At 65.1% G+C, this 6,980-nt stretch carries 4 protein-coding genes; 2 read left to right on the top strand and 2 right to left on the bottom strand.

The features are described from left to right. The first annotated feature begins 625 nt into the window (after positions 1-625). A complete protein-coding gene (locus tag GEV06_17805) occupies positions 626-913 on the top strand; it encodes a hypothetical protein (protein MPZ19751.1) in 288 nt (95 codons plus the stop codon). Here the strand turns inward: GEV06_17805 and GEV06_17800 are convergent. Both GEV06_17800 and GEV06_17795 read right to left on the bottom strand, forming a co-directional pair. Then, a complete protein-coding gene (locus GEV06_17800; protein ID MPZ19750.1) occupies positions 873-2,360 on the bottom strand; it encodes an amidohydrolase family protein in 1,488 nt (495 codons plus the stop codon). The genes GEV06_17805 and GEV06_17800 overlap by 41 nt on opposite strands. Positions 2,361-3,319: 959 nt before the next feature. After that, a complete protein-coding gene (locus GEV06_17795; protein MPZ19749.1) occupies positions 3,320-5,995 on the bottom strand; it encodes a c-type cytochrome in 2,676 nt (891 codons plus the stop codon). A gap of 95 nt (positions 5,996-6,090) precedes the next feature. Between GEV06_17795 and GEV06_17790 the strand changes: the two genes are divergently transcribed. Further along, the gene (locus GEV06_17790) at positions 6,091-6,978 is read left to right on the top strand and encodes an amidohydrolase family protein (GenBank protein ID MPZ19748.1); all 888 of its coding nucleotides are present in this window, start codon (positions 6,091-6,093) and stop codon (positions 6,976-6,978) included. Positions 6,979-6,980 lie beyond the last annotated feature (2 nt).

Here is a 6,980-nt window from a genome sequence, read left to right as displayed (position 1 = left end):
GGCGCGTCAGCCTCCCGCGCCGTCACGGCCGCCTCGGCGAGGCGGCCCTACCTTGGACGAGGATACGCGTTCAGGACGATACATCGGCATGTTACGCCAATGGCGGTAACCTCGCTGTGACAGTTCTGGACTGACGAATATACCGTCACCATGCCGGTGATTGTTGTAAGGCGCGCCAGATTGGTGCCGAACTGGCCCCGGGGCAAGCTGCCGATCTGCGGGGTAACCCGTGTCGGCCGACGGCATGATGCGCCGGACGACGCCGTCGATCGTTTCCACGACTGGCCGAGGCCTCACGGATCGACACGCGATCCGATCCGATATTCCCTCGACACGCTCCCCGCGGATGAGCTCGCGATCGGCACCAGTTGCGTCGACGCGCAGGCGGGATCAAAATAGAGCGCGTTTCGCGTAGGAACCCCGGGGTCCACGCATGTTGCTCAGCGCTCTTCTATGCGGGTTGGTCGTTCTGGCTATCGCATGCGATCGTGCTCCTGAATCGCACGCGGCGCGCCAGCCCTCAGCGTCCTCGCCTTCCACGCCAACTGCTGAGGCTTCCAAAGACCAGCGGCCCGAGCCACCATCCAGGTGGATCGGCGCTCGATTCGAGAATCGCCGCATCAGCGTGAGCGTCGCGGAAACGGACGCCGAGCCGCAACAAATCGTCGTCGAGCCGGCGACAGAGAGAGAGCTGGTGCAAGCCGTCTGCAACTATCTGAACGGCGAAAGCCTCGCAATCGATGGCATCTGGGGTCCCCTCACTGACGCTGCGTACGGGCGGCTGCTGTCGACGCTGCGGATGCAGTGCCGCAGTCCAACGGGCAACACGGGCGACATGGCGCTGTTCTGCGAGCTGATTGCAAAGGCTGGGATCACCGGACAGCCCGCGGGAACGTTCGTGGGACCCTGTTAGACGGTAGCGCCGCCTCGGCGAGGCCGTGGATCGCGCACCACGGCGCGTTCGGCGAACGCGCCCTACCGCGAACGATGGTAGGCCGCCTCGCCGAGGCGGCCGATCTCTCATGGCGTGCGACGTGGCCGCTCTGCATGACGAAGGTCACTCGGGAAAGCGCCGTCGGATCGTGTAGCGGATCACCGTCGACGGCGATGAGGTCAGCCGTCTTGCCGATGTCGATTGTGCCGATCTCGGTGGCCAAGCCCAAAGCATCCGCTGCGTCGACCGTTGCGGCGCGGATTGCATCGATCGCTGGCACGCCTGCTTCGATCAGGGCGGCGAACTCCACGGCGTTCTCGCCGTGTGGAAGCACGCCGCCATCGGTCCCGAAGATGAGCCGCACACCGGCGCGGTGTGCCTCTGCCACGGACTCTTGCAGTGCGACTCCTGCTCTGCCCTGCGTCCCGCGCAGCAGGGAGGCAAGCGTCGGAACGAGAAACACGCCTTTGTCACGGAGCACCGTCGCTGTGGCCGCGTCGAGATATGCCGCGTGTGCCAATCCATCGACGCCTGCGCGGAGCGCCGCCTGGACGCTTCCGAGGCTTATCGCGTGGGCGAGCACGACGTGACCCCGTCGCCGAGACTCGTCGACCACCGCCGCCAGCGCGGCATCCGAGATCTCGTAGGCGTCCGGATGGGCGAAGGCGTCCCTCGTCCAGCCAGACACGCAAACTTTCGTCAGGTCGGCCCCCGAAGCCACGTTCTCGCGCACGCGCGCGCGGAATTGCTTCGGGCCGCCATCGACACCGATCCCACCAAACTCGCAGATGCCGTTCTTCGTGCCCACCCAAAGGCCGGCTGCCAAGATGCGAGGGCCCTCGGCATCTCCGGAAGCAATGGCGTCGCGCAGCCGGATCACGGCATCGGACGTGGCGCCGAGATCGGCGACGGTGGTGAAGCCGGCCCGAAGGATCGCAGCGGCGTTCGCGCGGGATGTGCCACCGATTGTCAGGTGCACATGGGCGTCGATGAGGCCTGGCAGCACCGTCGCGGCTCCAAGATCAATCAGTGCCTTGGTGGACCGCTGATCGAAGTCGGCTAACGGCACGATGTGCTTGATCCGAGTGCCAGACACCACAATCGCCGACGGTCCGTGGAATTGGCCGGATGCTGGATCCAGCCATCGTCTCACGCGCAGCGCGGTGTCCGCAGACGAGAAGCGCGGCTGCTGCCAGTGACCAACCACGGGAGCGCTCGCCATGACGGCCACGGCAAGGACAGGTGTTGCAACGCGGGTGAGCATTTTCGACGGAGACACTGGCCGAGAAAGAACACAGTGCCTCAGATCGTCGCGAGAATGATGTCGTACATCTCCTGAGTGCCCTCGTGGCCCCTCACCTCGATCGTATAGAGCCCCTTGTAGCCGAGTCCTTCCAAGAATTTGATCGCCGTTGCCAAGTCCCATTGGTCGCTGACCCTGGCATGCAGGCTGCCTGCGCTCATCGGGAACATCGCGCGAAGACAGGCGTGGAGCTCCTCCTGATTCGCCGCTCCTATTCCCCCAAGGTCAGGGTTCGCATAGGTCCGCGACTCCTTGATGATCTCCGCCACCAAGACCCAGGCCGGTTCCTGCGGTGTCGCCGGTGCGGGCGGGGGCGTCTCGGATTCCGCCCCCGCGCCACCCCTGCGACGACGGCCGCCCCCGCGGGTCTCCACGGACACGATGATCCCCTTCGATCTGCCGTAGTCGCCCATCTTCTGCAGCGTGGGAATCCCGTAGCTCTTGTTCTCGTGCGTCGGGTCACCCTGGTTGATCATCACGCGTTGCGCGCCCAACGTCGCGGCATGATCGATCCACCGCTTGGTCAGGTCGATCGCCTGCAGCCGCGACCTCAGCTCGGGCGCCGACATGTTCAGGGGCCCGAACTCCAGATTGATCTGCGTCATCCGCGATCTGCTCTTCTCGATCCGGGCGCGGAGCTCTTTCAGGTACGACAGCTCGGTCGACGGAATGTGGTAGTGCTGAAACTCGATGTTGTGGACACGATAACGGTCCGCGAGCATCTCCGGGATGTCGAAGAGCTCGAGCGTGCGCGTCGGCTCGTCCGGCTCATCGGGCAGCTTCAAGATGCTCTGGAAGTTGAGGGTCATGACGGCAATGCGAGCCAGCTTGGCTGGATCGGCCGGACCGGCTTGACTTGCCCCTTGCGTCCATCCCGTGCGGGCGAGACCGGCTGCCGCAGCAGCACCAATGAGAAATCCTCTCCGATTCATGGCGCACTCCTTGGGAACTCTGGGTCTGGTGGGGCACATCCTAAACTGAACCGGGATGATTATCGTTGATTGGCGCTTCGTGATCGCCATGGTTTCACCAGGCAGGACACGTCGCTCGCCGCGAGAAGGCAACGGCCGGAGGCCTCGGCGTTACTGGGGCGTCGCCAACGTCCTCAATTCGTCGTCCGTCCAGGGGCGGTTCCGGTCAGTCGTGGCAGCGCGCACGGCGTTGACCGTTGCGGCATCTACTGGCGACCCCGCTTGTCCCCAGGCCCGACGGATGTAGGTCAGCACGTTGGCCAACTGCTCGTCGCTCAGCGTGGAGCCGACCGGCGGCATCAATCCGACCGCGCCTTCTTTGCCTTGCAGGAGGACGCGCGCGGGAATCTCGGCCGGCGCAAGCGTGAGCGCGGATCCAATGAGCGTTGGCGCGAGCGTGTCTTGACCGCGGCCATTGGTCTGATGGCAGGCCGCGCAGACGTTCTCGTACAGCTTCCGGCCTGCGTCGAACCGTCGCTGCTCTTCGGCCGTGAGCGGCGCCACCGGGGCCGCGGCGCCCGGCTTGCCCGGCCAGTCCACGCGCGAGAGCACACGCGTCGCCCGTGAGCCCAGATCGCCACCTCGCGCGGCCATCCCCGAGAGGGCCAGCGGCTCGTGATGTAGCCGCAGCCGTTCGCCGTCACGGTCGCTCGCGGTCGACGTTGAAGCCTCCGATCGTCGGAAGGCATAAGCGCCACCTGGCCCCGCTCGACCGCCCGGGCAGGTCGGACAGGGCAACGTCGCCCGCTCTTCGCTCTTGCGCCGTCTCGCGGGCGTGCCAGGCATGGCAGCCCCAAGCAGCGCCACCTCCGCCCCGCGTAGCAGCGCAGAACGCGTCCAGCGCTCACGGTCCTCGTCTGCAACCCACGCGAACAGCTCCTGCACGCCCGCATCCTCAGCGCTCCGCACGATGGTCGCCGCGAGCATGGTCACGGCCGCTTCCCGCTGGCGCGTTCGCTCACCGGACGCCTGCATCAGCCTTTCGAGCACAAGCGCTTCAGTGCCCCGCAGGCCGCTGAGCGCGGCATCCATCGTGACTGGATCGTCACCGTGGCGCTCGAGTAGCGAGACCACAGCCTTTTCGCGCGGGCCCGGCGCCATCGCGCCGAGAGACGCTGCAACCTGCTGCCGCACGGCCCAATCTGGGTCGTCGATTCGCTTCATGACCGCGGCCTGAATCGGATGATCCTCCGTGCCAAGCCATCGCTCCGCGAGACGCACCGCTGACGCGCGCACGTCACGCGAGGCATCGTCCAACGCCTCGATCACGAGATCCGGCTCGATGGCATCGAGCCCGTCCAATGTCCAGAGCCCGTGCAAACGCGTTCGTGGATCCTCTGCGCTTCGGGCCAGCTTCCTCAAGCGTGGCGCGACGGACTGGGCACCCCGCTCGACGAGGAGCCGCTGCGCGGCGTCGCGCCGCCAGCCGTTTGGATGCGAGAGCAACTCCACCAACTGTGTCTGGGACGCGGTCGCCAACGGTCGCGTCGTGTCCCGCCGCGTGGCCTCGTGGACGACCCGATAAATGCGACCCAGCCCTGTCGGCTGCTCCAGCTTGCGCGTCAGGATCTCATCGCGCAGATACGTCGTGATGTACATGCGATGCTCGATCACACCGCGGTACATGTCGACGATGTACAGGGTGCCATCGGGCGCATTGGACAGATAGACCGGGCGGAACCGCTCGTCGGTCGATGCCAGGAACTCTCCACGGTCATACGCCTTGCGCGCCTCGAGCGTCGTGCCATCGTCGTCGAGGATGATCCGGCTCACCAGGTTGGCTGCCGGCTCTGCGACAAAGACGTTTCCATAGAGCTCGGCGGGTAGTCGATCTCCACGGTACACCAGCGGCGCGCAGACGGACGTGAACCTCGCCAGCGACCCGTCCGCACGATCGATGCCGGCTTGATAGGCACGGTTGGTCCCGGGGTTCGGACGTACGGGCCAGACGGTGTTCAGCTCCGCGTTGGCGTTCGCGAGGCGCTCGTAACTGCCACGCGTGCGCAGGAGGTTCGGGTTTCGCGCGAAGTACGGCGTGGCAACGAGATCGACGTGCAATGCGGACTCGTTGGTGTTGCGGTAAATACGGCCAACGTCGTCCTGCGACAGGCCCCACTGGCCACGCTCCAGTGTCTCGTGCACCTCGAAGATGCCCTTCTTCAAGCGGAGGTAGATCTCGGACGGCCCCGCCGTGTACATCCGGTTGTCGAGTGCCCAGTAGAACCCGTTCGCGTTGTGCTCAGGATTAGCGTCCAACCGTCCGTATTGGTCGGTCACGAGCTCTTTGGTGTCTGCCCGCAGGTCGCCGTCGGTGTCGCGCATCAGCCAGACGTTGGGCGGCTCGCCGACCAACACACCACGGTCGAGCACCTTGAGCGAGCGCGCCAGCACCAGCCCGTCGGCGAACACGGTGCGCCTGTCCATCTTGCCGTCGGCGTTCTGGTCTTCGAGGACGACGACGCGGCCGATCGAATCCTGTTCGCCCGACCCGGCCATGTTCTTCATGTAGCCGGGCATCTCCACCGCCCAGAGTCGTCCTTCGAGATCCCAATCGATCGCGACAGGATCCTGAATCAGCGGCTCGCTCGCGACGAGCTCGAGGCGATAGCCGGGCGGCATGTGGAACGTCTTGATCGCCTCGGCGGGCGACAGCACGGGTGATTCCGGCGGCACCTCCTGCACGCTGGGTGGCCACGGACGATTGGCCGGTGACTGCTGAGCGCCATGACCGATGAGGGCGACGGTGACGACGAGCAAACCAATGACTTGGACTCTGGCGAGAAACATGAAGCGCGGTTCCAATCTCAACTTCGTGCAGAATATCTCCCGTGAAGCGTCGCGAGTTCCTGACTGACTCCAGTTTGGCGCTGCTGGCCCTGAGCATGCAAGGGGACGCCCTGGGGGACACCCCTGAGCCAGCCGAACCTCTCATCGATATTCATCAGCACCTCGGCTACACCGGCCGATCCGATGACGCGCTCCTCGCGCATCAGCGCGCCCTCGGCGCCACGACGACCATCCTCCTTCCGGCCGGCCGATCCGTGAAGAGGCCATCCACACACGACGGTCGCGCGAACGGCTTGCAAGCACAATGTCTCGGCAACGAAGCCTGCTATCGGTTCGCCAGCGCGCATGCCAAGGAGTTCCTCTTCGGCGCGAACGAAGTCCCGGACCTCCAGGGCGCGATTCAAGAGATCGAACGATACCTGAAACGCGGCGCGGTTGTCATTGCCGAGCAGAAGTTTGGCGTAGACTGTGACGCGCCGGAGATGCAGCGGATTTACGAGCTCGCGCAAGCTCACGATGTGCCGGTGCTCATGCACTGGCAGGTCGATATGTACAACTACGGGTTCGAGCGGTTCTACAAGATGCTCGAGAGATATCCTCGGGTGCGCTTCATCGGTCACGCCCAAACGTGGTGGGCGAACATCGACGGGAGCTACACGGACCAGACGGAGCTCTATCCCAACGGATCTGTTGCCACGGGCGGCCTGACGGACCGCTACTTGAGCGACTACCCGAATATGTATGGCGACCTCGCTGCCGGATCCGGGCTCAATGCCCTCACGCGCGACGAGGACTTCACGCGCGACTTCCTGACGCGTCACCAGGACAAGCTGCTGTTCGGCAGCGACTGCACCGATGCCGAGGGCACAGGCGCGAAGTGTCAAGGAGCGCAGATCATTGCTGCCATTCGGCGCCTGGCGGCGGGCAAGACAATCGAGCGAAAGCTGCTCCACGGGAATGCCCAGAAAGTCTTTCGGCTCTGAGC

Source organism: Luteitalea sp., from assembly GCA_009377605.1.
Classification (GTDB): domain Bacteria; phylum Acidobacteriota; class Vicinamibacteria; order Vicinamibacterales; family Vicinamibacteraceae; genus WHTT01.
This window is presented reverse-complemented; position numbering and strand designations above follow the sequence as displayed.